Raw genomic sequence first — 26,596 nt, 5'->3', positions numbered from 1 at the left:
CGACGTCTGGTGCTGTGGTGATCGCGTACGGTCGGCCACTGCGTACTCTTCGATGGATACCTGCGCCAATGCGCCCACTCCAGATCGTGTCGGTCGATGCCGCCGGGATCCGGGCCACGTGACCGAGGCGCCGTTGGTCGGTCGAGCGGGGGCGGCGGTGGGGCGCTGAAAACCGTTTGCCCTTGTGGGTGGGGGTGCTCACACTCGTAGGTTGGGCTCGGAGGGGGAAACCAGTGGGGCACGTTGAGGTCGGGCATGTCGAGCATGTGCTGCCTGATGGGCGGCTGTTGCTCGACGATGTGTCGTTCCGGGTCGGGGACGGTGCCGTCGCGGCCTTGGTGGGGCCCAACGGGGCGGGCAAGACGACGCTGGTACGGATGATCGCCGGGGATCTGGCGCCTCAGAGCGGGACGGTCTCGCACAGTGGCGGGCTCGGGGTGATGCGGCAGTTCGTCGGGAACGTACGGGACGAGTCGTCCGTGGGCGACCTGCTCGTGTCGGTGGCGCCGGCGCGTATCAGGGAGGCGGCGGCGACGCTGGACGCCGCTGAGCTGGCGATGATGGAGCGCGACGACGAGCCGACGCAGATGCGGTACGCGAACGCGCTCGCCACGTGGGGCGACGCCGGCGGTTATGAGGCCGAGGTCCTTTGGGACGCCTGTTGCGTGGCCGCGTTGGGCGTTCCCTATGACCGGTGCCGCTATCGGGACGTACGGACGCTGTCGGGTGGCGAGCAGAAGCGTCTGGTGCTTGAGGCCTTGCTGCGTGGGCCCGATGAGGTGCTTCTGCTCGACGAGCCCGACAACTATCTGGACGTACCGGGCAAGCAGTGGCTTGAGGAGCGGCTCAGGGAGACGCCCAAGACCGTGCTGCTGATCTCGCACGATCGGGAGCTGCTCGACCGGGCGGCGCGGCGGATCATCACCGTGGAGGCCGGGAAGGTCTGGGTGCATGGGGCCGGGTTCGCCTCGTACGCGCAGGCCCGCAAGGACCGCAACGAGCGGCTCGAGGAGTTGCGGCGGCGCTGGGACGAGGAGCACGCCAAGATCAAGCAGCTGGTCGCCATGCTCAAGCAGAAGGCCACGTTCAACGACGGGCTGGCGTCGCGGTACCAGGCGGCGCAGACGCGGCTGCGGAAGTTCGAGGAGGCGGGGCCGCCGGAGGTGCCGCCCAGGGACCAGAGCCTCAAGATGCGGCTCAAGGGCGGCCGTACGGGCAAACGCTCGGTGATCTGCGAGGGACTGGAGCTCACTGGCCTGATGCGGCCGTTCGACTCCGAGGTCTGGTACGGGGAGCGCGTCGCCGTGCTGGGCTCCAACGGGTCGGGCAAGAGCCACTTCCTGCGGTTGCTCGCCGGGGAGCACGTCGCGCATACCGGGGTGGCCCGGCTGGGGGCGCGGGTGGTGCCGGGGTTGTTCGCGCAGACACATGCGCGGCCGGAGCTGGCCGGACGAACCCCGTGCGAGATCGTGATGACCGAGCACGCCAAACTCCAGAACCACGCGATGAACGCCCTGGCCCGGTACGAGTTGCAGATGTGCGCCGAGCAGCCGTTCGAGACGCTGTCGGGCGGGCAGCAGGCACGGCTGCAGATCCTGCTGCTGGAGCTGGGCGGGGCCACTCTTCTGCTGCTGGACGAGCCGACCGACAACCTCGATCTGGCGAGCGCGGAGGCGCTGCAGGAGGGCCTGGAGTCGTACGAGGGAACCGTCCTGGCGGTGACGCATGACCGGTGGTTCGCGCGGTCGTTCGACCGGTTCCTGGTCTTCGGGTCGGATGGCAAGGTCTACGAGGCGCCGGAACCGGTCTGGGACGAGTCCCGGGTGATTCGCGCCAGGTAGTGTGCCCGCGTGCGAGTGGTGGTGACGGGGGCTGCCGGGTTCATCGGGAGTCATGTGGCCGAGGCGCTGGCCGGGGCCGGGCATGAAGTGCTGTCCCTGGACCGGGCCGGCGCGCTGATCGAGTCCGATCTGGCGGTGGACGATCTCGCCAAGCCCGCGGAGGCCGATGTGATCGTGCATCTGGCCGGGCGGCCCGGTGTGCGGAGCACCTGGGCGGCGGTCGAGCGGGACAACATCGTGGCGACGCGGCGGCTGCTGGCGGCATGCGCGGCCAGGCCGGCGGGGGTGCGGCCACGGGTCGTCGTCGCGTCGAGTTCGTCGGTGTACGGGTCGGCCGGGCGTGATCGTCCGACGCATGAGGACGATCCGCTCCTGCCGGGCAGTCCCTACGCGCGCAGCAAGGCCGAGGTCGAGCGGCTCGCCGTGAGCGCGGCGGCCGAGGGCCTGCCGGTCGTGCTCTTACGCTATTTCTCGGTGTACGGGCCGCGGCAGCGTCCTGACATGGCGTTCCACCGGTTCGTCGAGGCGGCGCTGGACGGGCGGCCGCTGCCGGTGTTCGGGGACGGGCTGCGCTCGCGTTCGTTCACGCATGTCGATGATGTGGTGGCGGCGACCCTGGCTGCGGTCGAGGCCGAGCTGCCGCCGGGCATCCCGATCAATGTGGGCCACCCGGAGCCGATCACGGTACGGGCGGCGATCGGACTGCTGGCGGAGGTGCTCGGGGTGCGGCCGGAGATCCGCGGCGAGGAGCCGGTGGCCGGGGACGCGACCCGTACCTGGGCCGACGCGGGACGGGCCGCGCGGCTGCTCGGCTGGTCGGCGCGGATCGATCCGGCCGAGGGCATCGCCGATCAGGTCGCCTGGCACCGGGGCCTGCGATGAGCCCACCTCCTTCGATGAGCACGGGGCCCGCGATGAACCCCGGCCCTGCGATGAGCCATCGGGCCGCGTACGTGGCGTTCGATCGCTTCCCGTCCAGCAAGGGTTCGGCGGTGCACATCGCGCAGATGGCCGACGAGCTGTTCACCCGGTACGGCGGCGGCCTGCTGGGAGTGATCGGCGGCGGTGATCTGCCCCGCTACCAGCGCGAAGGTGGCAGGGAGATCGTCCGGTTCGAGGAGCCGATCCCTAATCTGATCGACAGGGCGGAGGCGTTCTCGGCATGGGTCGGCGCGCATCTGGCGCCGCACCGGAAGACCTTGGAGATCTGCCATGTCCGCGATCCGTGGGGCGCGCTGCCCGCGGTGACCCTGGGCGGGCGGCGGCAGGTCGTGTACGAGGTGAACGGGCTGCCGTCCATCGAGATGGCGCACACCTGGCCGCTGGCCTCGCCCGGCGCGCTCGCCAAGATCCGCGAGCTGGAGGTCTTCTGCCTGGAGCGCAGCGCCGCCGTCGTGGTGCCCTCGGCGGTCATCGCCGGTACGGTCGCCGCCCTCGGGGTGCCCGAACGCAAGATCCACCTGGTGCCCAACGGCGCCACGCCCGTACCCCGGCCGGAGCGTCCCGAAGGGGCCCCGGAGCGCTACCTGATCTATGTCGGCGCGCTCCAGCCGTGGCAGGGCGTGGACGTGCTGCTCCGCGCCTTCGCGCGGCTCGCCGACCTGCCGGATCTGCAGCTGGTGATCTGCTCCTCCGTACCGGAACGGCGTGCCAAGCCGCTGCGGCGCCTGGCGGAACGGCTCGGCGTGGACGGGCGGATCGACTGGCGGTTCGCACTGCCGCACGGCGACGTCGCGGCCTGGCTGGCGCACGCCGAGGTGTCGGTGGCGCCGCTCACCGGCTGCGCCCGCAACCTCGACCAGGGCTGCGCGCCGCTGAAGGTGATCGAGTCGATGGCGGCCGGGACCCCGGTCGCCGGGTCGGATCTGCCGGTGATCCGGGAGCTGATGGCTGATGGGGAGCACGGGCGTCTCGTACCGGCCGACCGGCCCGCCGAGCTGGCCCGTGCCGTACGGATCCTGCTGGAGTACCCCGAACGGGCCCGCGCCATGGGCGATGCCGCGCGGCGCAGGATCGAGGACGGTCTCACGTGGGAACACTCGCGCGCCCGGCTGGCCGCGGTCTACGGTTCGATCTGAGCGAGGGGCGGTGTCCGGAACATGTTCGGACGTAAGCAGCGTGAGCAGCGTGCGGCCATCGACACCTTTCATCCATTGCATCAGGCGCTGATCTGGCATCGGGGCATCTCCGTGTCGCTGCGGCCTGCCGACTGGGCGCAGCTGGTGCACAGCCTGGCCGGGCACGACGCGGTGGTACGGCTCCACAAGTGGGCGCCGCCCAGCCGGTCCAGGACCGTGCTGGTACCGCTGATCCGCGTCCTGACCGAGGACATGAGCGCGGGCGGGGTGCTGTCCATCGCCGCCGACCTTCGCGGGCTGGACGTTCCCGGCAAGATGGGGCCCTCGTACCAGTACCCCGGGCAGGCGCCGGGTGTACGGAAGGTCATCCAGACGCACGGCGTGGACCCGTGGCTGCGGCTCCGGGCCGAGTTGCGGGACGGGAGCGTCCTGGAGCTGTCGGTCACCGACCGGGTCCGGAATCGCGACGTCCACAAGGTCAGCCGCAGCGGCAAGTACAAGACCAAGCGGAAGACGAAGCTGGTCCAGCAGGTCAGCGTGTCGCGCCGGCTGCCGGCGGGAGCGGCGCTGCGGCGGCCTCCCACACCGCCGCCGCCCTGGGTCCGGGTGAAGGTACGCGAGGGCAGGCGGACCTTGATCCGGGCAGGCGCCAAGCTCCCCGCCCCGCCGAACGACATGGCCCTGATCGAGCAGATCCTGATCCTGTCCACGGAACTGTTCCGGTGGACGCCGCCCGGAGCGAGGAGCGCGCGTTGACCCCCTGCACCGTGACCACGGGCTTCTTCGTACTGAGGCGTTGCGGGAGCGCCTCGGTCTCCTGGTGCCCGCAGTGCCGCCGTCCCCTCTGCGGCGAGCATCAGGGGCCCAACGGCCTGTGCCCGGAATGCGCCGCCGCGTACGGGTACGGATCGCCCGATCCGCATCACCCCGGCTGGGCGTGGGGCTACCGGCGCCACTTCTATCAGCGCAGCTCGCAGGCCTATTCGGACGCCACCTGGTACTCGACGTTCGACTCCTACGACCGGGGCGCGTTCGAGCCGGGGAACGACTGGTCCACCGGCGGTGACGCGGGCGGCGAAGGCTACGACAACGACGATGGGCTGGTGGACAGCTGATGCCGGGCCGCGTCCTCTGGCTGACCGAGCACTACCCGCCGAGCAAGGGCGGGATGGCCGAGTCGTGCGACCGGATCGTCCGGGGGCTGCGCGCCGCCGGGACCGAGGTCGACGTCGCGCATCTGACCCGCCGCGCCCGTCCCTGGAAGGTCGAGCGCGAGCACGGCGGGCGGCTGCTGACCGCTCCGCTGCAGGATGATCCCGAGCACGCCCTGCGGCGGCTGCTGACCACGATCGAGGCCGAGCGGCTCTCGTACGACCATGTGGTGGCCTTCGGCGGCACGTACGCGATGCTCGCCGGGCCGGTGCTGGCCGGCCTCCAGCGGGCGCCGCTGATCACGCTGCTGCGCGGCAACGACATCGACACCGGGGTCTTCTCGCTGCGCCGCAGGGGCGTGCTGGCGGACGCGCTGCGCGCCTCGGCCCGGGTGTGCGTGGTCGCCCGCTCGCACGCCCCGCTGGTGTCGGTGATCGCCCCGCGCACCCCGGTGACCTGGGTGCCCAACAGCGTCGACACCGGCAGCTGGCAGATCCTGCCGTCCGAACGCGAGCGGGCCCGCGCCTGGCGGGCGGCGAACGTCGAGCCGGGACGGCGCACGCTCGGCATCATCGGCCAGCTCAAGAACAAGAAGGGCGTCGGATTCCTGCTCGACGCACTCGACGCCTCGGGCCGTACGGACGCGTTCCACCTGCTGCTGGTGGGCGAGGTCGAGGAGCCGGTCCTGGAACGACCGGGCTCGCGTACGGCTCCGGCCTGCTCGTTCCTGCCCTTCCTCGAACGGTACGAACTGCCCGCCGTCTACGCGTCCTGCGATCTTGTCGCGCTGCCCTCGTTCTATGACGGGATGCCGAACGTGGCGCTGGAGGCGGCGGCGCTCGGCGTCCCGCTGCTGGCCTCGGACGCCGGGGGCCTGGCCGATGTCGCCGACGACCAGATCGGGTTCGTGTTCGCGGCAGGAGATTCGCACGGCTGCCGCGCGGCGATCGACCGGGCTGCTCGGGCGAGTGACGAGGAGCTGGGCAAGCTGGGCGCGGCGGGCGAGGAGCGGATCCGGCGCGACTTCACCCCGGCCGCCGAGACCGCCGGCTACCTGGCCGTTCTGGCTGAGACCGCGGGCATTGGGACGCCGGGCGCTGGAGCGGCGAGCACCGGGACGGCGCGGGTTTGATCGCCTGCTACGCGGAAGGCGGCGGGCTCGGCCACCTGACCCGGATCCGAGCCTTCCTGCACACCGTGGGCTACGACGGGCCGGCCACGGTGCTGACATCGTCGCCGTTCGCCGCCGATCCGCGCGTCCGCGGCTCCTGGCGGGTGCTGGGCCCGCCGTACGGGCCTGCCCTGGCCGCACTCGCCCCGGCAGAGTTGATCATTGATGCCTTCCCGGCGGGCCTGAAAGGCGAGCTGACGGCCGGTGACGTCCCGTCCGGGACCAAGGTCACCCACCTGGCCCGCCTGCTGCGCTGGGACGCCTACCGGCCGCTGATCCCGCCCGACGCGCCCCGCTTCGACCGCACCCTCGTCCTGGAGGAGCTGGCGCCGGAGCATCTCGCCTACCTCCAGGACCGGTCCGGTGAGATCGCCCCGCTGGAACTGGTCGATCCGCCGGCCGAGGTGTCCGACCCGGTGATCGGCGTCGACGGCTGGCTGATCGTCCATGCCGGGCCGGAGCCGGAGATCATGCAGCTGATCGCGTACGCCCAGGACGTCGCGGCGATGGAAGGGCTGCGGCCATCGCTCACGCTGGTGGCGCCCGTCCGTCCGCCCGGTCTACCCGGCGCGATCACGCATCGGGATCTCTATCCGGTGCGGCTCCCGGCGGGATTCACTGGACGGATCTTCACGGCGGCGGGCTTCAACAGCGTGCGCCGGCTGGCGCCCTGGCGGGACCGGCACCGGATCCTGCCGTTCCCCCGGACCCTGGACGACCAGTTCACCCGGGCTGCGCGCGCCAGACCGACGGGTCCGACGGGTCCGACGGGTCAGAGCCGGAGATCGAACGTGATCTGAACGTCGTCGGCCAGCTTCAGGGCACCGAAGAAGGCCGAGTAGGGCTTGATCCCCCACCGGGTCTGCTTGACGGTCGCCTCACCGTGGAACCGGTCGCCCTCGCTCGCCGCCTTCACCGACAGCGGCTCGGTCCGGCCCGTGAGGGTCAGCTCGCCCTCGACCGTGAACTCCGACGGCGTGCCCTCGATCTTGGTGGACGCGAAGGTGATCTCCGGGTGCCGGTCGGCCTGGAGCACCTTGCGGAGGTTGCCGGTGATCTCGGTACGGTCCTGGTCCGACAGCGGCAGTACCCCGCCGGTGCCCTCCCGTACCGCGAGCCCGTCCACCGCCACGGTGATCTGAACGGCGGATTCCTCGGCGCTCCCGGCGCGTGTCGCCGTACCCGACCAGCGGGTCGCCTCGATCGTGAGGTCGTGTCCGGCCCGCCGGCCGAGCCCGCTGCGCCCGGTCTTGATCAGCAGCCGTCCGGCCTCCGGACCAAGCTCGATCGTTTCCATGCCGCCAGCCTCGCGTCCCGGACCGGGCGGGGTCAACGGGCGCGGGCCCCCGCGCGCATCCGCTCCGGGTCGATCTCGCGGCCGGGGTTGCGGCGCAGGTACTCGGTCTCCAGCTGGCGCGTGCGGTGCGTGTGCTCGTCGAGGGCCTGGTCGGACGCGTGCCGCAGCGCGTCCAGGCGCGTCTCTCCCAGATGCCGCAGCTCGCGGATGAGGTCCTCATCACTGAGCACTTGCGGCTCGACTCCGTCGGTCGTCATCGATCCCCTTTCCGCGTTCATGGTCGCCTCGTACCCGGCCGGGCGCGCACGAACCCGCCAGGTTGACTCGTGGCGTGTTCGCCCTCGCGCCGGGCCGAAGAGACGAACACGCCACGAGTCAACGGGTGGTGGGCGGGCAGAAGACGGCCAGGGATCCGGGGCGCTTGGTGATGCGGACGGCCGTGGACGGCGATGTCAGCTCGCCGTCGCGGGCCACCCGGAACCCGCCGTCCGGCGACACCAGCTCCAGGGTGGCGCCGTGCCAGGCACGGTAGCCGGGCGTGACGTGCAGGTGACCGGCCAGGACGGCGGCCAGGGCCCGCAGGCGCGGTACGTGGCTGCCCGTGGTGACCATCCGGATGTCGAGCTGCCCGTCGTCCAGATGGTCGCGCCAGGTCGGGGCCGGGCCGCGCGAGCCGTACGAGCAGTTGCCCACGAAGGCCATCCAGACCCGGCGTGAACGACCGTTCACGATCATCGGTACGGGCTCGGAGTGCCGGAACGTGCGGAGCGCGGCCACCACCATCGCGGGCCACTTGCCCAGCCGGCCCTCCAGCCGCTCGCGCCGTTCCACCAGCTCGGTGTACGCGCCGAAGCCGATCGTGTTGAGGAAGACCAGCCCCTCCTCCTCCCCGTCCGGCGCGATCAGGCCCAGATCGACCCGGCCCAGCCGGCCGCCGCGATAGGCGGCCACGGCGTCGGCCACGGTCTCGATGCCGAGCGCGCGGGCGAAGTGGTCGAACGTCCCGCCGGGGATCGGCAGCAGCGGTACGCCGCGCCGCATGGCGGCCAGGGCGGCGGCGTTCACCGTCCCGTCGCCGCCGACCACCGCCAGGACCTCGGCCTCACCGGCGGCCTCCTCGAACACCTTGACGAGATCATCGTCCCGGCCCGGCCTGACGATCCGCGCGGCGGGCAGTTCCCGTTCCAGCACGGCGACCGCGGCCTCGGCGCTGCTGGGCAGCAGCGGTACGGCCGCCGAGCCGCCCCCGCCGCCCGAGCCCGCGTTGACGACCGCCACGACGCCCTGCCCGTCGCCGGTGATCGTCACCTTCTCGGTGGTCGTACGGGTGACATGCGCGACCGGCGGCCGGGCCGGCCAGACCAGCCGGGTACCGAGGGCGGCCAGCGCCCCGATGCCCACGCCCGCGAGGACGTCCCCCGGATAGTGGGCTCCGGTGTAGATCCGGGCGAACGCGACCGCCCCGGCCGTGGCCGCCACCGGGATCGCGACCGCGCGCGGCGCCTCCATCGCCACCCCCGTGGCGAACGCCGCCGCCGACGCCGAATGGCCGGACGGGAAGGCGTGCGAGGTCGGCAGCTTCCAGCGGATCCGGATCGGCGGCACCAGGTCGACGACCGGGCGGGCCCGCCGGAACGCGTGCTTGCCCAGCATGTTCACCCCCGGGCTCGCCACCGCGATCCCGATCGAGCCCCGCAGCGCGGCACGCCGGAGCCGGGCCCGGCCGGTCAGCCCCATCACCCCCGCCGCCGTGAACCACAGCACGCCGTGGTCGGCCAGCCGCGACAGGCGGGGCAGCACGTACTCCAGACCGGGCAGATGGGTGGCCGCCACCCGGTCGAACGCCCACCGGTCGACCCGCCCCATCCTGCGCAGCGGGCCCCTCCGGTAGAGCGCCGGGGTGCGCGCGCGGCGGCGATGGTCGGAGGCCGCATAACGAGATGCCAACATTACGGTCGGTGACAAGATCGGCCGCGGACGGTGATGAGCCTGCATGTCGGGGGTATCCCCAGCAGGTCGGGCATGATTCCCCAAGATCTCAATTCAGGCCTCACCTATGCGCGAACGTCCCTCACACAGTGTGGACTGCAATAGGCTTCCGGCCATGAGTCACCCGGAACGGCTCAGCACCTCGGGTGGCGAGCCGGTCGGCGCTATCGCGGAGCCTCCATACATGAACGGACGCAGCAGCGAGTCGCTGGCCGAATTCGCCGCACGACACGGGCTGACCCAGAGCGCGGGGCGCCCCACGCTGCGCCAGTACGTACGGTCGCTCTGGCAGCGCCGCACGTTCATCTGGAACTTCGCCTCCGCCAAGACCGCCTCCACATACTCCAGCTCCCGGCTCGGACAGCTGTGGCAGGTCCTCACCCCCCTGCTGAACGCCGGCGTCTACTTCCTGATCTTCGGGGTGCTGCTCGGCACCAACAAGGGGATCAGCAACTACACGGCGTACCTGATCACCGGCGTGTTCGTCTTCACGTTCACGCAGCGCTCGCTGACCGCGGGGGCCAAGTCGATCGGCAACAACCTGTCGCTGATCCGGGCCCTGCACTTCCCGCGCGCCTCGCTGCCGTTCGCGCACGTGCTGATGGAGCTGCAGCAGCTGCTGATCTCGATGAGCGTGCTGCTGGTGATCGTGCTGGTCACCGGCGAGCCGATCACCTGGTACTGGCTGCTGCTGCTGCCCGTGCTGGCGCTCCAGCTGCTGTTCAACATCGGGATCAGCCTGGCGATCGCCCGGGCCGGCGCGTTCGTCCGCGACATCCAGCAGCTGCTGCCGTTCATCACCCGGTCCTGGCTCTACTTCTCCGGCGTGTTCTTCTTCATCCCGCAGATGGGGCACACGTTCGCCGAGAAGGGCCACCCCTGGGTGGGCAAGATCCTGGAGGCCAACCCCGGCGCGGTCTACATCGACCTGATGCGGACCTCGCTGATGAAGAGCTTCCGTCAGGACCTGGTCCCGTACGACGTGGACTACACCAGGCTCTGGCTGTACGCGATCCTGTGGGCAGTGATCGCCTTCGGCGGGGGCTTCTGGTACTTCTACCGTGCGGAGGAGAGGTACGGCCGTGGCTAAGGCGCTCCAGGAAAGGACAGCGAAGGCTCCAGTGTCCAGTTCCGCGTCACAGCAGCCCGATGTGGTCATCGACCACACCCGCGAGCCCATCGTGGTCGTGGACGGCCTGCACATCATCTACCGCGTCTTCAGCGGAAGCGGCAGCAAGGGCACGGCGGCGAGCGCCCTGCTGCGCATCGTCAAGCGGGAGAACCGCCCGCAGATGAAGGAGGTGCACGCCGTCCAGGGCGTCTCCTTCGTCGCGTACCGAGGTGACGCGATCGGCGTGATCGGCACCAACGGGTCCGGCAAGTCCACCCTGCTGAAGGCGATCGCCGGCCTGCTGCCGCCCGCCCGCGGCGGGGTCTACACCCACGGCCAGCCGTCGCTGCTGGGCGTCAACGCCGCGCTGATGCGCGACCTGTCCGGCTCCCGCAACATCGTGCTCGGCTGCCTGGCCATGGGCCTCACGCAGGCGGAGACGCAGGACCGGTACGACGAGATCGTCCGGTTCGCCGACCTGAAGAAGGGCTTCATCGACTACCCGATGTCGACCTACTCCTCCGGGATGGGCGCCCGGCTGCGGTTCGCGATCGCCGCGGCCCGCACGCACGACGTGATGCTCATCGACGAGGCCCTGGCCACCGGCGACGCCAAGTTCCGCAAGCGCAGCAAGGACAAGATCGACGAGCTGCGCAAGGACGCCGGCGCGGTCTTCCTCGTGGCGCACAACCTGGACGTCATCGAGGACACCTGCAACCGGGTCATCTGGCTGGACGACGGCCGCGTCAAGATGGACGGCGACCCCCAAGAGGTCCTGCGCGCCTACACCGAATCCAACGGAAAGTAGACGTCTCGGGGACGTTCCCGGGGACTCGTGAGGTCCCTGGGAACGCAGTGGCGGTAGTTGCATAGAGTTACCGTTCCGTCTCTGGATGGGACGGCCTCGCCGATCTACCTTCGAAGGTGAACACATTCGGGGGAGACCTTCGGCGAGGAGCGCTCCCAATGACGGATCGGCTCAGCAGACGCGGCTTCCTGTCCTCCACGGCGCTCGCGGCGAGCGCGTACGGCCTCGCCGCCGGATGCGCCAGCGAGACCAGCGGCCCCCAGGCGAAGAACACCGGCGGTGCGCCCAAGGAGGTCTTCACCGCCCCCGGCAAGAAGCTGAGCGGCTCCCTCAGCGTCCTGATGTGGAGCCACTTCGTCCCCCGGCACGACAAGTGGTTCGACAAGTTCGCCGCCGACTGGGGCAAGCAGGTCGGCGTCGACGTCCGCGTCGACCACATCAACACCGTCGACGTGCCGCGGCGCGCCGCGTCCGAGATCCAGGCCGGCAAGGGCCACGACCTGATCCAGCACATCGCCCCGTTCTCCCAGTACGAGCCGTCCGTCCTGGACATGGCCGACGTCGTCCAAGAAGCCAACAAGCGCTGGGGCCAGCAGCTCGAACTGTGCCGCAAGTCAAGCTACAACCCCAACACGCGGCGGTACTACTGCTACTGCCCCGGCTGGTCCCCCGACCCCGGCGACTACCGCAGGTCGATGTGGCAGAAGGTCGGCCTGCCCAACGGCCCCGGCAGCTGGGACGAGCTGCTGCGCGGCGCGTCCGAGATCAAGCGCACTACCGGCGTCCCCTGCGGCATCGGGCTGTCCCCCGAGACCGACTCCAACATGGCCGCCCGCGCCCTGCTCTGGTCGTACGGCGCCGCCGAGCAGGACGCCAACGAGGCCGTCACGATCAGTTCCGACGCCACCATCGAGGCCGTGGAGTTCATGACCCGGCTGTTCAAGGAGGCCGAGACCGAGGAGGTCTTCTCCTGGGTCCCCGCGTCCAACAACCAGGCCCTGATCGCGGGCAAGTCGTCGTACATCCTCAACTCGATCTCCGCCTGGCGCACCGCGATGGGCACCAACCGCCAGATCGGCGACGACATCTTCTTCACCCCCGCCCTGCGCGGCCCCCGCGCCGCCAAGGCCGCCCAGCACGTCATCCAGCAGTGGATCGTCCCCAAGCACGCCGCCAACCCCGACGCGGCCAAGGAGTTCCTGCTGCACTACACCGCCAACTTCCCGGCGGTCACGTACCACTCGGAACTGTACGACCTGCCCGGCTGGCCCTCCCTCGTACCGCAGCTGAACGGCTGGCTCGACGACGACCCGTACGGCGCCAAACCGGCCAACAAGCTCAGCCTCCTGAAGGACGCCACGTCCTGGAGCGCCAACATCGGCTATCCGGGCCCCTCCAACCCGGCGATCGGCGAGATCTTCAGTACCAACGTCCTGCCCACCATGTTCGGCCGCGCCGCCCGCGGCCAGGTCTCCGCCAAGGACGCGGTGGCCGACGCCGAGAAGCAGATCAACGCCATCTTCAAGAACTGGCGCGCCCGCGGCCTGGTCGGCGGCTGACGAGTGAAGACCGTTGAGGTGCGGAAGTTGACCAAGTCCTTTGATGGTCATGTACGGCGGCGGCGGGGTGGTTCCGAGCAGGTTCGGGCGCTGGACGGGGTGGATCTGGCCGCCGGCGCCGGGGAGTACCTGGTGCTGCTCGGGCCCTCCGGCTGCGGCAAGACGACGCTGCTCCGTACGATCGCGGGGCTCGAGCAGCCGACCGGCGGCGAGGTGCTGATCGACGGGCAGGTGGTGAACGGGCTGCCGCCTCGGGTGCGGCAGGTCGCGATGGTGTTCCAGTCGTACGCGCTCTACCCGCACAAGACCGTGCACGACAACATCGTCTTCCCGCTCAAGGCCGAGAAGATGCCCAAGGACGAGCGGACGAAGAAGGCGCGCTGGTCGGCGGAACTGCTGGGCATCGAGCCGCTGCTGGAGCGCAAGCCGCGGCAACTGTCGGGCGGGGAGCGGCAGCGGGTGGCGCTGGCGCGCGCGCTCGTCCGGGATCCGGCGGTGTTCCTGCTGGACGAGCCGCTGTCCAACCTCGACGCCAAGCTGCGTGCCAGTGCCCGGGACGAGCTGCGCCGCTTCCAGGAACGGGTCGGGACCACGACGATCTACGTGACCCACGACCAGGCCGAGGCGATGGGGCTGGGCGACCGGATCGCGGTGCTGGAACGGGGCCGGGTCCGGCAGGTCGGGACCCCGGTCGAGGTGTACGACGACCCGGCCGACACGTTCGTGGCGACGTTCATCGGGTCGCCGCCGATGAACCTGGTACCGCACGGGGACGTGCTGGTCGGGTTCCGGCCCGAGCATCTGCTGCCCGCCGAGATCGTCTCCGGCGAACGGGTGACGATGCCGCTCCAGGTGGACCGGATGGAGTACCTGTCCGGCGACCGGCACATCTACGGGACGGTCACCGGCATCGGCGAGGAGACACGGGTGATCGCCCGGCTGCCCGCGACCGTGACCGTACCGCTGGAACCCGGCGAGACCCACGGGTTCGCGGTGGCCGCCGGCCGGCTGCGCTTCTTCCACGCCGAGGAGGGCACCCGGACCGATCCCGTACGGATCGGGCAGTGAGCCGGCGGGCCGCCCTGGCCGACCGGGAGGGGTTCCTGGCCTGGGCGATGCTGCTGCCCTCCGTGATCTACATCCTCGCGCTGGTCGGGGTGCCGTTCGTGCTGGCGATCGCGTTCGCGTTCTCGGACGTGACCACCGGGGACCCCTCGTTCGACTGGGTGGGGCTGAGCAACTTCGACGCGGTCTTCGACGACCGGGTGTTCTGGCGGTCGCTGCGCAACACGCTGCTGTTCACGCTGGTGACGATGGTGCTGGTCGTGGTGTTCAGCAAGATCCTGGCCAACATCCTGATCGCCGACTTCCGGGGCAAGTGGTTCGTCCGCTTCCTCGTCCTGCTGCCCTGGACCACGCCCGTGGCGCTGTCGACGATCTCGTGGCTGTGGTTCCTGGACTCGATCTACTCCCCGGTCGACTGGGTGCTGCGCCAGGTCGGGCTGATCGAGGGCAACGTCGTCTGGCTGGGCGGCCAGGGCACCGCGATGGCCTCGGTCATCGCCGTCCAGGTCTGGCGGCTGACCCCGCTGGCCGCCGTGATCGTGATGGCCGGGCTGATCGCGATCCCCCGCGACATCGACGAGGCGGCCCGGATCGACGGGGCCGGGTTCTGGCGCCGGATGTTCGGGATCACCATCCCGCTCGCGCTGCCGGTCATCGCGGTGGCCGGGCTGTTCGGCGCGATCATGACGTTCACCGACATGACCGTCTCGTACGTGCTGACCCGCGGCGGCCCCACGCACTCCACTGACACGCTGGCGTCGTGGGCCTACTTCCGCGGCATCGAGGGCGGCGACGTGGGCCAGGGCGCGGCGATCGCGCTGTTCCTCTTCCCGATCCTGCTGGCGGGCGCCATCGCGATCCTGCGGGCCGTACGCCGTCTGGGGGCCCAGTGATGGACAAGGCTCCGACCACCACCGTGCCAGCGAACACGGGGCCGACCAGTACAGGATTGTCGAGCACGGGCCGGCTGCGGAAGAAGTACGCCCGGCGCCATGTGGCGGCGCGCTGCGGCGTGTACGGCGCCGCGATCCTGGCCGCGCTGGTCTGCGCGCTGCCGTTCCTGTGGAGCCTGGTCAGCGCGTTCAAGATGAACCGCGACCTCTACGACCCCGAGAGCAACCCGTTCCTGTTCAACGAGCCCGCCACATCGGACCACATCACGTTCCTGCTGAACGACACCCCGTTCCTCACCTTCGTGTGGAACACCCTCGTGGTCGGCCTGGTCGTCGTCCTGCTCACGCTGGCCCTGTCGCTGCCCGCCGCGTACAGCCTGGCCCGCCTGAACCGCCCGTGGGGCACCACGATGGGCATCGCGATCTTCATGGTCTACCTGGTGCCGCCGTCCCTGCTGTTCCTGTCCCTGACCCGCGTCGTGGTCGGGCTGGGCCTGGACGACTCGCTCTGGTCGATGATCGTCGTCTATCCCACGATCACCGTCCCGGTCTCGGTCTGGCTCCTGATCGGCTTCCTCAAGGCCGTACCGAAGGACATCGAGGAGCAGGCCATGGTCGACGGCCACAGCCGCCTCGGCGCGTTCCTGCGGGCCGTGCTGCCGCTGGTCTTCCCCGGCATCGTGGCCGTCGTCGTGTTCACGTTCACGCTGACGGCCAGCGAGTTCGTGTACGCGCTCGCCTTTGTCTCGTCCAGTCCCACGATGGTCGTCAGCACCGGCGTCCCGACCCAGCTGATCCGGGGGGACGTCTTCTTCTGGCAGTCCCTGCAGGCCTCCACCGTGATCATGGCCGTACCGATCGCCCTGCTGTTCAACCTGTTCCTCGATCGCTTCGTCACGGGCTTCACCATGGGCGCCGTCAAGACCTGAAAGCGCCGGCGGGCGACCACTGATAGGTATGGAGGAACCGATCAACTGACGAGGAGGCCGCCATGCCAGGCAAGGCACCGCTGCCGTACGAATACCTGCCCGAGGTCCCGTCGTTCACCGTCACCAGCGACGACGTGACCGAGGGCGAGCAGCTCTCGAACAGGCACGTCTTCAACGACTGGGGCTTCAGCGGCGAGAACCTCTCCCCGCACCTGGCCTGGTCCAGCTACCCGCCGGAGACCAGGAGCTTCGCGGTCACCTGCTTCGACCCCGACGCGCCCACCGGCAGCGGCTTCTGGCACTGGGTCCTGTTCGACCTCCCGGTCGAGATCACCCAGCTGCCCGTCGGTGCCGGTGCCGAGGACCTCGACGTCGGCGTCCAGGCCCGCAACGACTACGGCGTGAAGGCCTTCGGCGGCGCCGCCCCGCCGCCAGGAGACCCGCACCGCTACGTCTTCGCCGTCCACGCCCTGGACGTGGAGTCCCTGGGACTGGACTCCGGCACCTCACCCGCCGTCGTGGGCTTCAACGTCACCGCCCACACCCTGGCCCGAGCCGTGATCGCCCCGGTCTACGGCCACTGAGCCCTCCGGGGGGCCGCCCCGGCACGGGGCGGCCCCAACCGGTGGCGCCGGCCTATTCGGTGTCGCAGCCGGTGCCGTCTTCATCGCGGTCGAGCCCGTGGGGGTCGGATTCCTCGACCGGAACGGGCTCGGAAAGGTCCGAGCAGTCCACGTCCGGACCCGGTCCCGGAGGCGACTCAGGGTCGGCGTCCGAAGGCGACGGGCTGTCGGAGGGCGGCGGGCTGTCCGACGGCAGCGGGCTATCCGATGGTGATGGGCTGTCCGACGGCGGCGGGCTGTCCGACGGTGGTGGGCTATCCGACGGTGGTGGGCTGTCCGACGGCAGCGGACTCAAGGGCGGCGGGGTGTCGATAGGCGGCGGGGTGTCGGGATGCGGCGGAAGGCCCGGCTCTTCCGGAATGGGCGTCGCCGTGTCGCACGCGGACCACAGACCTGGCCGCTCCTGCTCCGCGCCGTCACCGACCGCGGAGATCTGCGGCCAGTACTTGTCGTTGGGCGGGTACAGAACGGCCTTGGCATGTCCGGAGTCCACCAGTGACCGGTTCACGAACTCGCCCTGGTCGTTCCAGACGTACAGCAGGTAGCGGTCGTAGGGGTCCTTGAGTTCGGCGTCGCGTTCGACGCGGACGGTGGAGCCTACGGGCAGCAGTTCCTCGGTACGGGCGGTGGCGTCGGAACCGAAGCAGGTCCCCGCCTCGGGAGAATCGACCTCGAGAAGGCGGACCTTGGTGGATCGGCTCTGCGGAACGATTCCGCCGTCACCGCGGACTTCGATGGTGTCGCCATCGACGATCCGTTCCACGGTGACCGCTTCGCGGCCGGAGGGCTCGGCGGGCGTCCCTTCCGGCTGCAGCTCTACGTCGGCCGGTGCCGAACCGGGCGCCTTTCCGGGATCGGCTCGATCGTCCGGATCCGTGCCGCAGGCCGTACCGAGACCCACGGTGATCGATAAGGCGACGATGAGGCCTCTGGTGTCCATGGGCAGACTTCCCTCCTCCTGCCGAGGAGGGGAAGCCCGACTATTCGCCCCTATTGTCGCACTTCGTCCAGCAACGCATGGTAAAGCCAGGCCGGCGGCCGGCGAATCGACCGAAGCCCACCGTTTCCCTATCCTGAGGCGATGATCGAGACGGCGACGTGCGTCCTGTGCCAGGGGACCGTCGCCCCGGACGGCCATTGCTGGGACTGCGGCAAGGCGCAACCGGCGTTCCGGTCCCACCTCGAACTCACCACCGAACACGGCGCGGCCGGGGTCACCGACCGCGGCCTGCGGCGCGGGATCAACGCCGACGCCATGGCGCTGACCACGGTCGGCACGTGGACGATCGGCGTCGTCTGCGACGGCGTGTCCATGTCACCGAGGTCGGAACGGGCCGCTCAGGTCGCCGCCGAGACCGGCGCGGCGACTCTGGCCGCACGGCTGCGGTCGGGCGTCCTGCCGGAGACCGCCCTCCTGGACGCCGCCGTACGCGCGGCTCACGCGGTCGCCGCCCTGGCCTCGTCCGTACACGCCGCCCCGGCCTGTACGTATGTCGCGGGCATCGCCGGCCCGGAGGGCGTCTGGGCCGGCTGGGTCGGTGACAGCCGCGCCTACTGGCTCCCGGACGAGGGCCCCGGAATGGCGCTGACCGAGGACGACACCGGTGACCACGAAGCCCTCGCCGCCTGGCTCGGTGCCGACGCGGGCGAACCGTCCCCCCAGGTCCGCAGTTACCGTCCCCGAGGCCCCGGCGTTCTCCTGCTGTGCACCGACGGCCTGTGGCGCTACCTGCCCGACGCCGACTCGCTACGCGCCGAACTTCCCGTCGGCGGCGACCTTCTGGAAGGCGCCCGTTCGCTGGTCGGCTACGCCCTCGACTCCGGCGGCCACGACAACATCACCGCACTGCTCGTCCCGGCCGAACGTGGCATCATGCCCTTATGACCCAGACCCGAAAGGACGATGCCGCGTAGACGGCCGTCCCAGGTACGCGCGACCCTGCGTCCCCGCGTACCCCATGGATCTCGCACCCGCCACGTACCCGGCCTCCCTGGCGGATCAGGCGGCCTGGCCGCGGCCCTGACCCGGCTCGAACACGAACGCCGCTCCCTCTGGCCCGGCGCCACCGCCTCCGCGTTCCGCCGATGGACCGCTTATGCACGCTCCAACGCGGACCCGCCATGCGGCTGCCCCATATGCCATGACTTCTTCCTCGAGGACGAACGCCGCATCCTCGACCTCGCTCTCCATACGCTCCCGGCGCTCGCCGCCCGAGAGCTGAGAGCCCTGGTCCAGCCACTGGACGACCTCTTCCTCGCCCGCACCTCCCCCGATCCGTTCGCCGCTTCCGACCAGCCCTGGTGGCTGCGAAGGGCCCACCACTAACGACGGAACGGATCCTTCATTCTGCTGTGACCGTGCTCGCCGTCGAGCGGGTCCTGTGCTGGTACGAGCGGCTGCACACACCCAGTGCCGCGCCCAGCCCGGCGAACGCCAGTCCGCCCACGATTCCCACCCACGCGGACCAGCCCTCCGCGTCTCCGACCGTGAAGCCGAGGGGGGCGGCGCCCATCGTGACCAGCCCGTACGGCGTCAGCAGCAGCGCGCCCGCCCACCCGGGGGCCAGCAGGCTCCAGCGCGGCAGCCGCGTACCCCAGGGCAGCACCAACGCCGCCAAGAGCAGCATCCCCGCCAGCGCACCGAGGACGGTGAAGTCCAGCCCGTGCCGTTCCATCCACACCAGTACCTCGGGCGCCCCGTTCGCCTGGAACTGCGCCGCGAGATCACCGGCGGGCTTGCCGGCCGTGCCACCGAGGGCCCAGTAGGTCTTCATGACCGCGTACGGAACGAGAGCGAGGGCACCGGCGAAGGCTGCCGTCGAGGGCTTCATCAGGCTCATGCCAAGATCCTGCCGCCGCGCCCCGTTCCGTACCTCCCGCCGCAGGGCCAAGGCCCTCACCCGTACGGGGGAACGCGCCCCGCCTGTCCGCTTGTCCGTTGTCGCGGCGCCGCACCACCTTGCCGAGCGTGGGCCTCTTCACTCGCTCCTGGACGGCATTGCGCACGGCGGTCGAGCACCTCCCGGACGAGGACTTCGCGCGGCCGTCCGGCTCCGGATGGGCCTTACTGTGATCATGGTCCGGTCACCGACCCTAAGGAACCGCTCGCCATGCCCGTGCCCGCCGACCCGACGGTGCTCCATCCCATGCCCGAACAGCCTCGGGTGGTCCTGCTCCGGCCGCTGGTGACGTCCCCGCTGATCGAGGTCGGGGAGTACTCGTACTACGACGATCCGGACGACCCGACCGCGTTCGAGACGCGGAACGTGCTGTACCACTACGGGCCCGAGAAGCTGATCATCGGCAGGTTCTGCGCGCTGGGCACGGGAGTGCGGTTCATCATGAACGGCGCCAACCACCGCATGGACGGCCCTTCGACCTTCCCCTTCCCGACCATGGGCGGCTCGTGGTCGGAGCATTTCGACCTGCTCGCAGGCCTGCCGAACCGAGGGGACACCGTCGTCGGCAACGACGTCTGGTTCGGTTACGACACGATGGTGATGTCCGGTGTACGGATCGGGCACGGCGCGATCATCGGCTCCGGCTCCGTGGTCACCAAGGACGTACCCGACTACGGGATCGTCGGCGGCAACCCCGCCCGCCTCATCCGTACCCGCTACAGCGACGAGGACATCGTCCGGCTGCTGGCGGTGGCCTGGTGGGACTGGCCCGCGGAGCACATCACCGAGCACGTACGGACGATCATGTCGGGTAGCGTCGACGACCTCGAAGCCGCCGCCCCGTCCATGTGACGCGGGTACGCGAGAATCCTTTGACCATGTTCAGGCCTCTCATACATGTCCCGGCGACAGCGCCGGGACGGGATCGGGAGGTAGTCATGATCATTGGTGCCATCGTCTGCGCCGCGGCCGTGCTCGTCTGCGCGTGCAGTGTCACCGTGCTGCGGCGGCGAGGGCGTTCGCGTGGCTGAGCGGACCTGGCCCGGCGAGCGGCTGATCACCGCCGCGCAGGGCGGTGACGTCGAGTCGATCGCGGCGCTGGTGTCCGGTTCGCACCCGCATGTACGGAGGTTCGCCCACTCCCTGTGCGCCTCGCCCGAGGACGCCGAGGACGCCGCACAGGAAGCGTTGATCATCCTGTACCGCAAGATCGGGACCCTGCGGGCCTCCGGTGCGCTGGCGTCGTGGATGTTCCGCATCGTCCGCAACGAGTGCCTGCGGCGGGCGCGGCCGCGGCCGCGCTACGAACCGGTCCGCGACATCAGCGTGGCGTCGGTCGAGGACGAGGTCATGCAGCGCCTCGAGGCCGGCCGGGTGGCGGCGGCGATCGCCGCTCTGCCGGCCGACCAGCGATACGTACTGATCATGCGGGACGTCCAGGGCTACAGCGGCCGGATGGTCGCCGCCGCCCTCGGCCTCAGCCTCGCCGCGATGAAGTCCCGGCTGCACCGCGCCCGCGCGACCGTTCACCGAACACTGCTGGCCCCAGGAGGCGGCGATGACTGAGCAGCGCGGTTTCGCGAGCACCTCGCTCCCCCGGCACCTGCTGCGTGGCGGGCTGGGCTTCGGAGCCCTGATCGGTTCGTTCGCGCTGATCCCGGCGCTGGGGCCGGCCAGTCTCCTGCTCTTGCCGGTCGGCCTGCTCGCGCTGCGCGGGTGCCCGACCTGCTGGACGATCGGCCTGATCCAGACGATCTCCCAGGGCCGGCTCCAGCGCTCCTGCACGGACGGACGATGCGAGCTGACCACCCGCCCCCGCGGTTGACTCGTGGCGTGTTCGCTCTTATCGCGGCCCTGGAAGGGCGAACACGCCACGAGTCAACGCGTCAGTCCCACGTGGTGCCGGTGAGCCGCTCGTACACCTCGATGTAGCGGGCCCGGGTCGCGTCCACGATCTCAGCCGGGATCGCCGGGCCGGGAGGGGTACGGTCCCAGTCCAGCGTGCTGCTCCAGTCGCGTACGAACTGCTTGTCCAGGGCGTGCTGCGTACGGCCGGGCTCCCAGTCGTCCGCAGGCCAGAAGCGCGAGGAGTCCGAGGTCAGAACCTCGTCCCCCAGGACGAGCGTGCCGTCCGCGGCACGCCCGAACTCCAGCTTGGTGTCGGCGATGATGATCCCGCGCTCGGCCGCCAGCGCCGCTCCGCGCTTGTAGACCTCAAGGGTGACCTCCTTGAGGTGCGCGGCGGTGTCGGCGCCGATCTCGTCCACCACGTCCTCGTAGGTGATGAACTCGTCGTGCCCCTCGGTCGCCTTGGTGGTCGGCGTGAAGATCGGCTCCGGCAGCCGGGACGCCTCGCCCAGCCCGTCCGGCAACGGAACGCCGGAAACGGTGCCGCTCTTCTCGTACTCCTTGAGCCCCAGGCCCGCGAGGTAGCCCCGCGCGATCCACTCGACCGGCAACATGGTGAGCCGCTTGCAGCGGATCGCCCGGCCCTCCCACTCGTCCGGAACGTTCGTCCCGGAGATGACGTGGTTCGGCGTCACGTCCCTGAGCTGCTCGAACCACCAGAGCGACAGCTGCGTGAGGATCTTCCCCTTGTCCGGGACGATGGTCGGCAGCACGACGTCGTACACGCTCACCCTGTCCGAGGCGACGAGGATCAGATCGTCCCCGTCCGCGTACACGTCCCTGACCTTGCCCGAGTGGACCAGTTCCATAGAAGTTCCTCAGCTCGCGATCGCACGTTCCCGAGAAAGATATCGCTGAGCTGGCTCAACTCCCCGCCGGCAGCCGCCGACCATCGCGCGCGCGTACGGCCGGCACGCCCGTTCCGCCGAGACCGTCACGGACCCGAACGGCGAACGCCCGGTCAGTGGCGTTCGACGTTTCGGGCGAGGATGCCGAGGGTGGCGCGGAGGCCCGCTTCCGGGATGACGGGGAAGACGCCCTTGCCCCGCCACTTCTCCGAGATCTGGCTCCAGTCGTAGTACGAGGTCACCAGAGTGCCCGTCTCGCTGGGTTCGAGCCGGTAGCCGTAGATGTGCTTGATCGAAGGGAAGTTCTCCCCGGCGACCATCCACTCGATCAGGGCGTCCTGCTCGAAGTCGGTGATGAGCACCGTGACGTCGTACTTGCCCAGTGGGAAGTCGTTGAGCGATTCCCGGTCCATGTGCACGATGAACGTGTCACCCGTCCGCCGTACAGGGTCGCCCTCCGCGGACTGCAGCATGCCGGAGCTGTCGATCGCCACATGCCCTGCGGGCTCGCACAGCAGCGAGAACACCGTGCTCGGAGGCGCCGCGATCTCCCGCTGCACCTCGAAACGCTCGACCGGCATTTCCGCCCTCCTCATCCGGGCAACAAAGCCGTACGAGTCTGGCATGTCGCCCGGCCCCTCCTCTGGGCGGGCCGGGCTCAGCCGGCCAGGAGTTGCTCGGTGAGGGTACGGAGGCGTTCTGCGGCCTTCTCGCGCGGGAGTGGGATCCGCTTGTCGCGCATGTACGCGCTCAGCCGATCGGCGGGCGGGTCGTCCAGGAGGGTGGTGATCGGGGCGATGCCTTCCGCCACGGGCCTGCCCGCCTTCTTCATGGCTTCGATATGGGCGGCTGTTTCGGCGTCGTACGTACCAGAGAAGCCGGTGGCGACCAGGCCCGGGTGCAGCAGTACGTACTTGGTACGGGGCGCGGTGAAGAACATGCCGAGCAGGTCGTTCGCTCGGCCTGCATGCATCTGGGCCGTGACTCCGGAGTAGTTCCGTACGGAGTTGGGGTCCTTCCACTGGATTTCGGGCTTGTGTGCTCCGGGGCCGGAGACGTTGATGATGAGGGGGTCCGGGGACCGTTCCAGCGACTCCAGCAGGCCGTGGCCGAGCAGGTAGCGGCTCAGGTACTCCAGGGCGAAAGTGCTCTCGAAGCCCTCGGACGTCTCCAGCCGGGCCGTACGGAAATGGCGGGCGCAGAGAACGAGGGCGTCGATGGCCGGGTGGGCGGCCCGGATCTGGTCGATGGCCTTTTCGGTTTCGGAGACCAGGCTCAGATCGGCGTGGACGAAGTGGGCTCCGGCCAGGGCCTTTTCGGGGTTGCGGCCGATGGTGACGACGGTGTCGCCCCGGTCGAGGTACGTACGGGCGAGGGCCTTGCCCATGCCGTCGGTGGCTCCTGAGATCACGAGGGTCTTCATGCTGCGAACTCCTTCTGTACGGCAGGGGACGGGCGGCCGGGGAGCAGGGACGTACCGGCCAGGATGGTCAGGACGGCGGCGGTGACCAGCCAGTAGACGCCGTGGAAGCTCCAGGTCCGGACGATCAGGGTGACGGCGGCGATGCCGATCGAGGCACCGAGCTGGTTGAGCATGTAGAGGACCGAGCTGCCCTGCGGTACGAGCGGGCCGGGCAGGGAGCGGTAGAGCGAGCCCATCGTGGCGGCGCCGATGAAGCCCAGGCCGAGGCCGGTGGCGATGGCGGCGAGGGTCGGCCAGGTGCGGCCCTCGGCCTGGGTGAGAGCGAGGGTGCCGAGCAGGGCGATGAGGGCGCCGGTACGGACCACGCCGCGGGCTCCGGACCGGTCGGCGAGGCGGCCGGCCACCGGGGCGGCGAGGGCTGAACTGATGCCGAACGGGGCGAGCAGGAGGCCGGCCGCGAGGGCACCGTGTTCCTGCTGGTGGTAGAGGGGAAGGGCGAAGAGGATCGCGTACATCGCGAGGCCGGTGAGGCCCATGGCGATCACGCCGGCGGCGAAGCCGGACCGGGCGAAGAGCCGGAGGTCGATCAGCGGCGGTGTGCTGCGGGCGCGGAGAGCGTGGACGGTGTAGCCGATCAGGAGGGCCGCCGGGATGAGCGCGGGCCACGAGAGGGACCCGTGCGCGAGCGTGTGGATCAGCGCGGCGAAGCCGGGGGCGAGCAGGGCGAGGCCGAGGACGTCGAGCCGGGGCACGGCGGTACGGGGCGGGTCGCGCGGGATCAGGCGCAGGGCGCCGATGAGCGCGACCAGGCCGATCGGCAGGTTGATCAGGAACATCCAGCGCCAGCCGAGGGTCTCCAGGACGATCCCGCCCACGACCGGCCCGAGGACGGGGCCGAGCGACAGGACGCCGGCCATCAGGCCCATCACGCGGCCGGCGCGGGCGGGGCCGGCGGCGCGAGCCAGCAGGGTGAGGACGAGCGGGTCGAGGATTCCGGCGGCGATGCCCTGCAGGACGCGGAAGACGATCAGGCTGCCGACGTCCCAGGCCAGGCCGCAGGCGAGGGAGGCGGCCAGGAAGAGGCCGAGGGCGCCGAGCCACAGTCCGCGGCCGCCGAACCGGTCGACGGCCCAGGTGGTGACCGGGATGGTGAGGGTGAGGGCGAGCAGGTAACCGGTGGATACCCACGCGATCGTGCCGAGCGAGGTGTCGAACTCCGCGGCGAGGGTGCCGATGCCGACGGCGACCATCGTGCCGTCGAGGATTCCCATGATCCCTCCGAGCAGGACCACCGCGGTCAGTCGCCAGAGGCGGTCGTCGCGTTCCATAAACCCCCCCGAATCTAGACTAGCGAGTTCAAGTTAGAAGACTGGTCAGTATTAGGCAAGTCCGTCCATAAGACTGGACTTGTCGGTTCAGATAGGATCCGGGGATGGCTGGGCTCACGGGGCGGGGACGGGTCGACAAGCGGCGGGCGATCCTGGAGGCGGCGTTCGCGGTGTTCGCACGCGAGGGGTACGCGCAGGCCAGGGTGGACGTGATCGCCGCGGAGGCGGGCGTGGCCAAGGCCACCGTCTACAACCACTTCGGCGACAAGGAGACACTTCTCCGCGAGACGTTCAGCGCGCTGGCGGAGAGTGCGCTGGCGCGGAACATGGCGGCGGTCGAGCGGCTCGACGGGCGCGGTGAGCTGCGCGAGACGCTCGTGGACGTCGGCCTGCGGCTGGTGCGGTGCTACTGCGACGAGCGTTCGTGGGCGATGCGCCGGTTGCTCGCGGCGGAGATCGGGCAGTTCCCCGATCTCCTCGACATCGTTCAGGGGCAGGTGAGCGAGCGGGTCACCGAGGCGCTGGCCGACCGGCTGGCGCGGCTGACGCTGGCCGGGCGGCTGCGCGCCGCCGATCCGCTGCTGGCGGCCGAGCATTTCTTCGCGCTGCTCACCGGGCCGGTGGAGACCCGGTCCCGGCTGGGGACGCGGGCCGTTCCGGACAAGGAGCTTGAGGACGTGGCCGAGGCGGCTGTCTCGACGTTCCTCGCCGCCTTCGCCGGCTGAACGGGATCAGACGGCTCCGGCTACGAGGCCGATGCCGCCCAGGAGGGACGCGCCCAGGACGGCGGTACGCAGGGTCTTGAGCGGCATCCGGGGAGCCAGGAACATCCCGCAGGCCGTACCGAGGGCGAGGGCCGCCAGCTGGGTCAGGTCCGGGATGACGACGCCCAGGACGAGGGCCGTCGCGGCGTTCTGGACGAGGAAGAACGCGTGCAGGTTGCCCCGCATCGTCGCCGGTTCCCAGCCGGCGTTGGCCGCGTAGAGGCCGATCGGGGGGCCGCCCACGCCGCCGACGACGTTCAGCAGGGCACTGGTGGCGCCGGTGGCCACGGCTCCTTCGGGACGGCGCAGCCAGCTCCAGCGAACACCGGCGGCCAACGCGCAGACGGCGGCGATCACGCCGGCTCCGGCGGCCAGGGCGAGCAGGCGGGTGTCGGCCCCGCGCAGGGCCCAGGCGATGGGGTACGTGCAGAGCAGCGTCGGTACGAGGAGACGGGTGACGTCGCCCGCGCGGGCGTGGCGGCCGTCGCGCAGCAGCGGTACGACGGAGGACACCACCGCCAGCGCGACGGCCGTGGCGACGCCTTCGCGGGGGCCGAGGTGCAGGACCAGGACGGGCGCCGAGACCAGCGAGAAGCCCATCCCGGTGGAGGCCTGGGCCAGCGCGCCGAACAGGATGCCGGCGAGCGCCAGGACGTACGAGGGATCCAAGGTCACCGTTCGCGGTCGAGAGTCCAGCGGAGCTGGAAGGCCAGGGCCGCTGCCATGAGTACGGCGGGGACCACGGTGAAGCCTACGAGCAGTGCGGTGTGGGCAGCGCCGCGAGGAAGCGGTGCGTGATGGTGCCGGTGAACAGGGAGGACAGCACCAGCGCGCGGAAGTCGCGGTCGCGCCACGCGATCCGGACGTCGCCGAGGGCGGAGTGGGCGTGCTCGTCCGGCATCCGGAACG

Annotated in this window: 30 protein-coding genes; 19 read left to right on the top strand and 11 right to left on the bottom strand. The window is 70.5% G+C overall.

Annotated elements, in window-relative coordinates; all coding sequences use genetic code 11:
• Window positions 1-233 precede the first annotated feature (233 nt).
• From ACH34Q_RS14780 to ACH34Q_RS14750, 7 genes are read left to right on the top strand one after another with little or no spacing between them, the layout of a single operon-like run.
• Window positions 234-1,841, top strand: coding sequence for an ABC-F family ATP-binding cassette domain-containing protein (locus tag ACH34Q_RS14780; protein ID WP_395983468.1), 1,608 nt, complete (start codon window positions 234-236; stop codon window positions 1,839-1,841).
• A 9-nt stretch (window positions 1,842-1,850) separates the two neighbouring features.
• Complete coding sequence (locus tag ACH34Q_RS14775; RefSeq protein WP_395983467.1) at window positions 1,851-2,723, top strand: NAD-dependent epimerase/dehydratase family protein; 873 nt, start codon at window positions 1,851-1,853, stop codon at window positions 2,721-2,723.
• Between the two features lie 14 nt (window positions 2,724-2,737).
• The gene (locus ACH34Q_RS14770) at window positions 2,738-3,919 is read left to right on the top strand and encodes a glycosyltransferase family 4 protein (RefSeq protein ID WP_395983466.1); all 1,182 of its coding nucleotides are present in this window, start codon (window positions 2,738-2,740) and stop codon (window positions 3,917-3,919) included.
• Window positions 3,920-3,940: 21 nt separating this feature from the next.
• Window positions 3,941-4,675: a hypothetical protein gene (locus ACH34Q_RS14765; RefSeq protein ID WP_395983465.1), complete on the top strand. Its 735-nt coding sequence runs from the start codon at window positions 3,941-3,943 to the stop codon at window positions 4,673-4,675.
• A complete protein-coding gene (locus ACH34Q_RS14760; protein ID WP_395983464.1) occupies window positions 4,672-5,034 on the top strand; it encodes a hypothetical protein in 363 nt (120 codons plus the stop codon). The genes ACH34Q_RS14765 and ACH34Q_RS14760 overlap by 4 nt, the downstream gene beginning before the upstream one ends.
• Complete coding sequence (locus tag ACH34Q_RS14755; RefSeq protein ID WP_395983463.1) at window positions 5,034-6,203, top strand: glycosyltransferase family 4 protein; 1,170 nt, start codon at window positions 5,034-5,036, stop codon at window positions 6,201-6,203. Before ACH34Q_RS14760 ends, ACH34Q_RS14755 begins: the two co-directional genes overlap by 1 nt.
• Window positions 6,200-7,042: a hypothetical protein gene (locus ACH34Q_RS14750; protein WP_395983462.1), complete on the top strand. Its 843-nt coding sequence runs from the start codon at window positions 6,200-6,202 to the stop codon at window positions 7,040-7,042. Before ACH34Q_RS14755 ends, ACH34Q_RS14750 begins: the two co-directional genes overlap by 4 nt.
• Here ACH34Q_RS14750 and ACH34Q_RS14745 read toward each other — a convergent pair.
• The 3 genes from ACH34Q_RS14745 to ACH34Q_RS14735 form a co-directional block, all read right to left on the bottom strand.
• Window positions 7,015-7,539, bottom strand: coding sequence for a YceI family protein (locus ACH34Q_RS14745; RefSeq protein ID WP_395983461.1), 525 nt, complete (start codon window positions 7,537-7,539; stop codon window positions 7,015-7,017). The genes ACH34Q_RS14750 and ACH34Q_RS14745 overlap by 28 nt on opposite strands.
• A 32-nt stretch (window positions 7,540-7,571) precedes the next feature.
• Window positions 7,572-7,796, bottom strand: coding sequence for a DUF6158 family protein (locus ACH34Q_RS14740; RefSeq protein WP_395983460.1), 225 nt, complete (start codon window positions 7,794-7,796; stop codon window positions 7,572-7,574).
• Window positions 7,797-7,914: 118 nt separating this feature from the next.
• Window positions 7,915-9,405, bottom strand: a complete 1,491-nt coding sequence (locus tag ACH34Q_RS14735; protein ID WP_395983459.1) for a bifunctional phosphatase PAP2/diacylglycerol kinase family protein — start codon at window positions 9,403-9,405, stop codon at window positions 7,915-7,917.
• A 238-nt stretch (window positions 9,406-9,643) separates the two neighbouring features.
• On the opposite strand from ACH34Q_RS14735, the gene ACH34Q_RS14730 reads away from it, so the two are divergent.
• The 7 genes from ACH34Q_RS14730 (at window position 9,644) to ACH34Q_RS14700 (ending at window position 16,477) form a co-directional block, all read left to right on the top strand.
• Window positions 9,644-10,618 (top strand): ABC transporter permease, encoded by a 975-nt coding sequence (locus ACH34Q_RS14730; protein WP_395983458.1) that lies wholly within the window; start codon window positions 9,644-9,646, stop codon window positions 10,616-10,618.
• 31 nt (window positions 10,619-10,649) lie between these two features.
• Window positions 10,650-11,447: an ABC transporter ATP-binding protein gene (locus ACH34Q_RS14725; protein ID WP_395983457.1), complete on the top strand. Its 798-nt coding sequence runs from the start codon at window positions 10,650-10,652 to the stop codon at window positions 11,445-11,447.
• Between the two features lie 158 nt (window positions 11,448-11,605).
• The gene (locus ACH34Q_RS14720) at window positions 11,606-13,006 is read left to right on the top strand and encodes an ABC transporter substrate-binding protein (protein ID WP_395983456.1); all 1,401 of its coding nucleotides are present in this window, start codon (window positions 11,606-11,608) and stop codon (window positions 13,004-13,006) included.
• A 27-nt stretch (window positions 13,007-13,033) separates the two neighbouring features.
• Entirely contained in the window at window positions 13,034-14,074 is a 1,041-nt protein-coding gene (locus ACH34Q_RS14715) for an ABC transporter ATP-binding protein (protein ID WP_395983455.1), read from the top strand.
• Entirely contained in the window at window positions 14,071-14,964 is an 894-nt protein-coding gene (locus ACH34Q_RS14710) for a carbohydrate ABC transporter permease (protein ID WP_395983454.1), read from the top strand. The genes ACH34Q_RS14715 and ACH34Q_RS14710 overlap by 4 nt, the downstream gene beginning before the upstream one ends.
• Before the next feature lie 56 nt (window positions 14,965-15,020).
• On the top strand, window positions 15,021-15,893 hold the full coding sequence (locus tag ACH34Q_RS14705) for a carbohydrate ABC transporter permease (RefSeq protein WP_395983453.1): 873 nt from the start codon (window positions 15,021-15,023) through the stop codon (window positions 15,891-15,893).
• A gap of 62 nt (window positions 15,894-15,955) precedes the next feature.
• The gene (locus tag ACH34Q_RS14700) at window positions 15,956-16,477 is read left to right on the top strand and encodes a YbhB/YbcL family Raf kinase inhibitor-like protein (protein WP_395983452.1); all 522 of its coding nucleotides are present in this window, start codon (window positions 15,956-15,958) and stop codon (window positions 16,475-16,477) included.
• A gap of 52 nt (window positions 16,478-16,529) precedes the next feature.
• Here ACH34Q_RS14700 and ACH34Q_RS14695 read toward each other — a convergent pair whose 3' ends face one another.
• Entirely contained in the window at window positions 16,530-17,456 is a 927-nt protein-coding gene (locus ACH34Q_RS14695) for a thermonuclease family protein (RefSeq protein ID WP_395983451.1), read from the bottom strand.
• Between the two features lie 141 nt (window positions 17,457-17,597).
• On the opposite strand from ACH34Q_RS14695, the gene ACH34Q_RS14690 reads away from it, so the two are divergent.
• Window positions 17,598-18,401: a PP2C family protein-serine/threonine phosphatase gene (locus tag ACH34Q_RS14690; RefSeq protein ID WP_395983450.1), complete on the top strand. Its 804-nt coding sequence runs from the start codon at window positions 17,598-17,600 to the stop codon at window positions 18,399-18,401.
• Between the two features lie 457 nt (window positions 18,402-18,858).
• Here the strand turns inward: ACH34Q_RS14690 and ACH34Q_RS14685 are convergent, their stop codons facing one another.
• Entirely contained in the window at window positions 18,859-19,356 is a 498-nt protein-coding gene (locus ACH34Q_RS14685) for a hypothetical protein (RefSeq protein ID WP_395983449.1), read from the bottom strand.
• A gap of 270 nt (window positions 19,357-19,626) precedes the next feature.
• On the opposite strand from ACH34Q_RS14685, the gene ACH34Q_RS14680 reads away from it, so the two are divergent.
• From ACH34Q_RS14680 to ACH34Q_RS14670, 3 genes are all read left to right on the top strand, one after another.
• Window positions 19,627-20,268, top strand: coding sequence for a CatB-related O-acetyltransferase (locus ACH34Q_RS14680; protein ID WP_395983448.1), 642 nt, complete (start codon window positions 19,627-19,629; stop codon window positions 20,266-20,268).
• Window positions 20,269-20,439: 171 nt separating this feature from the next.
• A complete protein-coding gene (locus ACH34Q_RS14675) occupies window positions 20,440-20,982 on the top strand; it encodes an RNA polymerase sigma factor (protein WP_395983447.1) in 543 nt (180 codons plus the stop codon).
• Window positions 20,975-21,241, top strand: coding sequence for a hypothetical protein (locus ACH34Q_RS14670; RefSeq protein WP_395983446.1), 267 nt, complete (start codon window positions 20,975-20,977; stop codon window positions 21,239-21,241). Before ACH34Q_RS14675 ends, ACH34Q_RS14670 begins: the two co-directional genes overlap by 8 nt.
• 61 nt (window positions 21,242-21,302) lie before the next feature.
• On the opposite strand, the gene ACH34Q_RS14665 is transcribed toward ACH34Q_RS14670, so the two are convergent.
• The 4 genes from ACH34Q_RS14665 to ACH34Q_RS14650 all read right to left on the bottom strand — a co-directional run bounded on the left by ACH34Q_RS14665 (window position 21,303) and on the right by ACH34Q_RS14650 (window position 24,923).
• A complete protein-coding gene (locus tag ACH34Q_RS14665) occupies window positions 21,303-22,133 on the bottom strand; it encodes a phosphoribosylaminoimidazolesuccinocarboxamide synthase (RefSeq protein WP_395983445.1) in 831 nt (276 codons plus the stop codon).
• Between the two features lie 152 nt (window positions 22,134-22,285).
• Entirely contained in the window at window positions 22,286-22,753 is a 468-nt protein-coding gene (locus ACH34Q_RS14660; protein ID WP_395983444.1) for an SRPBCC family protein, read from the bottom strand.
• 77 nt (window positions 22,754-22,830) lie between these two features.
• Entirely contained in the window at window positions 22,831-23,595 is a 765-nt protein-coding gene (locus tag ACH34Q_RS14655) for an SDR family NAD(P)-dependent oxidoreductase (protein ID WP_395983443.1), read from the bottom strand.
• Window positions 23,592-24,923 (bottom strand): DHA2 family efflux MFS transporter permease subunit, encoded by a 1,332-nt coding sequence (locus tag ACH34Q_RS14650; protein WP_395983442.1) that lies wholly within the window; start codon window positions 24,921-24,923, stop codon window positions 23,592-23,594. Before ACH34Q_RS14650 ends, ACH34Q_RS14655 begins: the two co-directional genes overlap by 4 nt.
• A 104-nt stretch (window positions 24,924-25,027) precedes the next feature.
• On the opposite strand from ACH34Q_RS14650, the gene ACH34Q_RS14645 reads away from it, so the two are divergent.
• Entirely contained in the window at window positions 25,028-25,648 is a 621-nt protein-coding gene (locus tag ACH34Q_RS14645; RefSeq protein ID WP_395983441.1) for a TetR/AcrR family transcriptional regulator C-terminal domain-containing protein, read from the top strand.
• 6 nt (window positions 25,649-25,654) lie between these two features.
• On the opposite strand, the gene ACH34Q_RS14640 is transcribed toward ACH34Q_RS14645, so the two are convergent.
• Complete coding sequence (locus tag ACH34Q_RS14640; RefSeq protein ID WP_395983440.1) at window positions 25,655-26,362, bottom strand: TSUP family transporter; 708 nt, start codon at window positions 26,360-26,362, stop codon at window positions 25,655-25,657.
• Window positions 26,363-26,438: 76 nt separating this feature from the next.
• Window positions 26,439-26,588 carry a hypothetical protein gene (locus tag ACH34Q_RS14635; protein ID WP_395983439.1) on the bottom strand — a complete coding sequence of 50 codons (150 nt, stop codon included), beginning with the start codon at window positions 26,586-26,588 and terminating at the stop codon, window positions 26,439-26,441.
• Window positions 26,589-26,596 lie beyond the last annotated feature (8 nt).

Origin of the sequence: Actinomadura sp. 9N407 (genome assembly GCF_044326315.1) — a bacterium.
In the GTDB taxonomy this organism is placed as follows: domain Bacteria; phylum Actinomycetota; class Actinomycetes; order Streptosporangiales; family Streptosporangiaceae; genus Spirillospora.
The sequence above is the reverse complement of the archived record's forward strand: the minus strand, read 5'-3'. Positions and strand labels throughout refer to the sequence as shown.

What these genes read in the sequence shown, in the direction of transcription:
- ACH34Q_RS14700 (WP_395983452.1), top strand. Translation starts at nt 15,956, where the DNA reads ATGCCAGGCAAGGCACCGCTGCCGTACGAATACCTGCCCGAGGTCCCG.
- ACH34Q_RS14720 (WP_395983456.1), top strand. Translation starts at nt 11,606, where the DNA reads ATGACGGATCGGCTCAGCAGACGCGGCTTCCTGTCCTCCACGGCGCTC.
- ACH34Q_RS14665 (WP_395983445.1), bottom strand. Translation starts at nt 22,133, where the DNA reads ATGGAACTGGTCCACTCGGGCAAGGTCAGGGACGTGTACGCGGACGGG.
- ACH34Q_RS14695 (WP_395983451.1), bottom strand. Translation starts at nt 17,456, where the DNA reads ATGGACACCAGAGGCCTCATCGTCGCCTTATCGATCACCGTGGGTCTC.
- ACH34Q_RS14755 (WP_395983463.1), top strand. Translation starts at nt 5,034, where the DNA reads ATGCCGGGCCGCGTCCTCTGGCTGACCGAGCACTACCCGCCGAGCAAG.
- ACH34Q_RS14635 (WP_395983439.1), bottom strand. Translation starts at nt 26,588, where the DNA reads ATGCCGGACGAGCACGCCCACTCCGCCCTCGGCGACGTCCGGATCGCG.
- ACH34Q_RS14740 (WP_395983460.1), bottom strand. Translation starts at nt 7,796, where the DNA reads ATGACGACCGACGGAGTCGAGCCGCAAGTGCTCAGTGATGAGGACCTC.
- ACH34Q_RS14730 (WP_395983458.1), top strand. Translation starts at nt 9,644, where the DNA reads ATGAGTCACCCGGAACGGCTCAGCACCTCGGGTGGCGAGCCGGTCGGC.
- ACH34Q_RS14670 (WP_395983446.1), top strand. Translation starts at nt 20,975, where the DNA reads ATGACTGAGCAGCGCGGTTTCGCGAGCACCTCGCTCCCCCGGCACCTG.
- ACH34Q_RS14770 (WP_395983466.1), top strand. Translation starts at nt 2,738, where the DNA reads ATGAGCACGGGGCCCGCGATGAACCCCGGCCCTGCGATGAGCCATCGG.
- ACH34Q_RS14735 (WP_395983459.1), bottom strand. Translation starts at nt 9,405, where the DNA reads ATGGGGCGGGTCGACCGGTGGGCGTTCGACCGGGTGGCGGCCACCCAT.
- ACH34Q_RS14655 (WP_395983443.1), bottom strand. Translation starts at nt 23,595, where the DNA reads ATGAAGACCCTCGTGATCTCAGGAGCCACCGACGGCATGGGCAAGGCC.
- ACH34Q_RS14745 (WP_395983461.1), bottom strand. Translation starts at nt 7,539, where the DNA reads ATGGAAACGATCGAGCTTGGTCCGGAGGCCGGACGGCTGCTGATCAAG.
- ACH34Q_RS14765 (WP_395983465.1), top strand. Translation starts at nt 3,941, where the DNA reads ATGTTCGGACGTAAGCAGCGTGAGCAGCGTGCGGCCATCGACACCTTT.
- ACH34Q_RS14650 (WP_395983442.1), bottom strand. Translation starts at nt 24,923, where the DNA reads ATGGAACGCGACGACCGCCTCTGGCGACTGACCGCGGTGGTCCTGCTC.
- ACH34Q_RS14685 (WP_395983449.1), bottom strand. Translation starts at nt 19,356, where the DNA reads ATGAGCCTGATGAAGCCCTCGACGGCAGCCTTCGCCGGTGCCCTCGCT.
- ACH34Q_RS14660 (WP_395983444.1), bottom strand. Translation starts at nt 22,753, where the DNA reads ATGCCGGTCGAGCGTTTCGAGGTGCAGCGGGAGATCGCGGCGCCTCCG.
- ACH34Q_RS14680 (WP_395983448.1), top strand. Translation starts at nt 19,627, where the DNA reads ATGCCCGTGCCCGCCGACCCGACGGTGCTCCATCCCATGCCCGAACAG.
- ACH34Q_RS14645 (WP_395983441.1), top strand. Translation starts at nt 25,028, where the DNA reads ATGGCTGGGCTCACGGGGCGGGGACGGGTCGACAAGCGGCGGGCGATC.
- ACH34Q_RS14690 (WP_395983450.1), top strand. Translation starts at nt 17,598, where the DNA reads ATGATCGAGACGGCGACGTGCGTCCTGTGCCAGGGGACCGTCGCCCCG.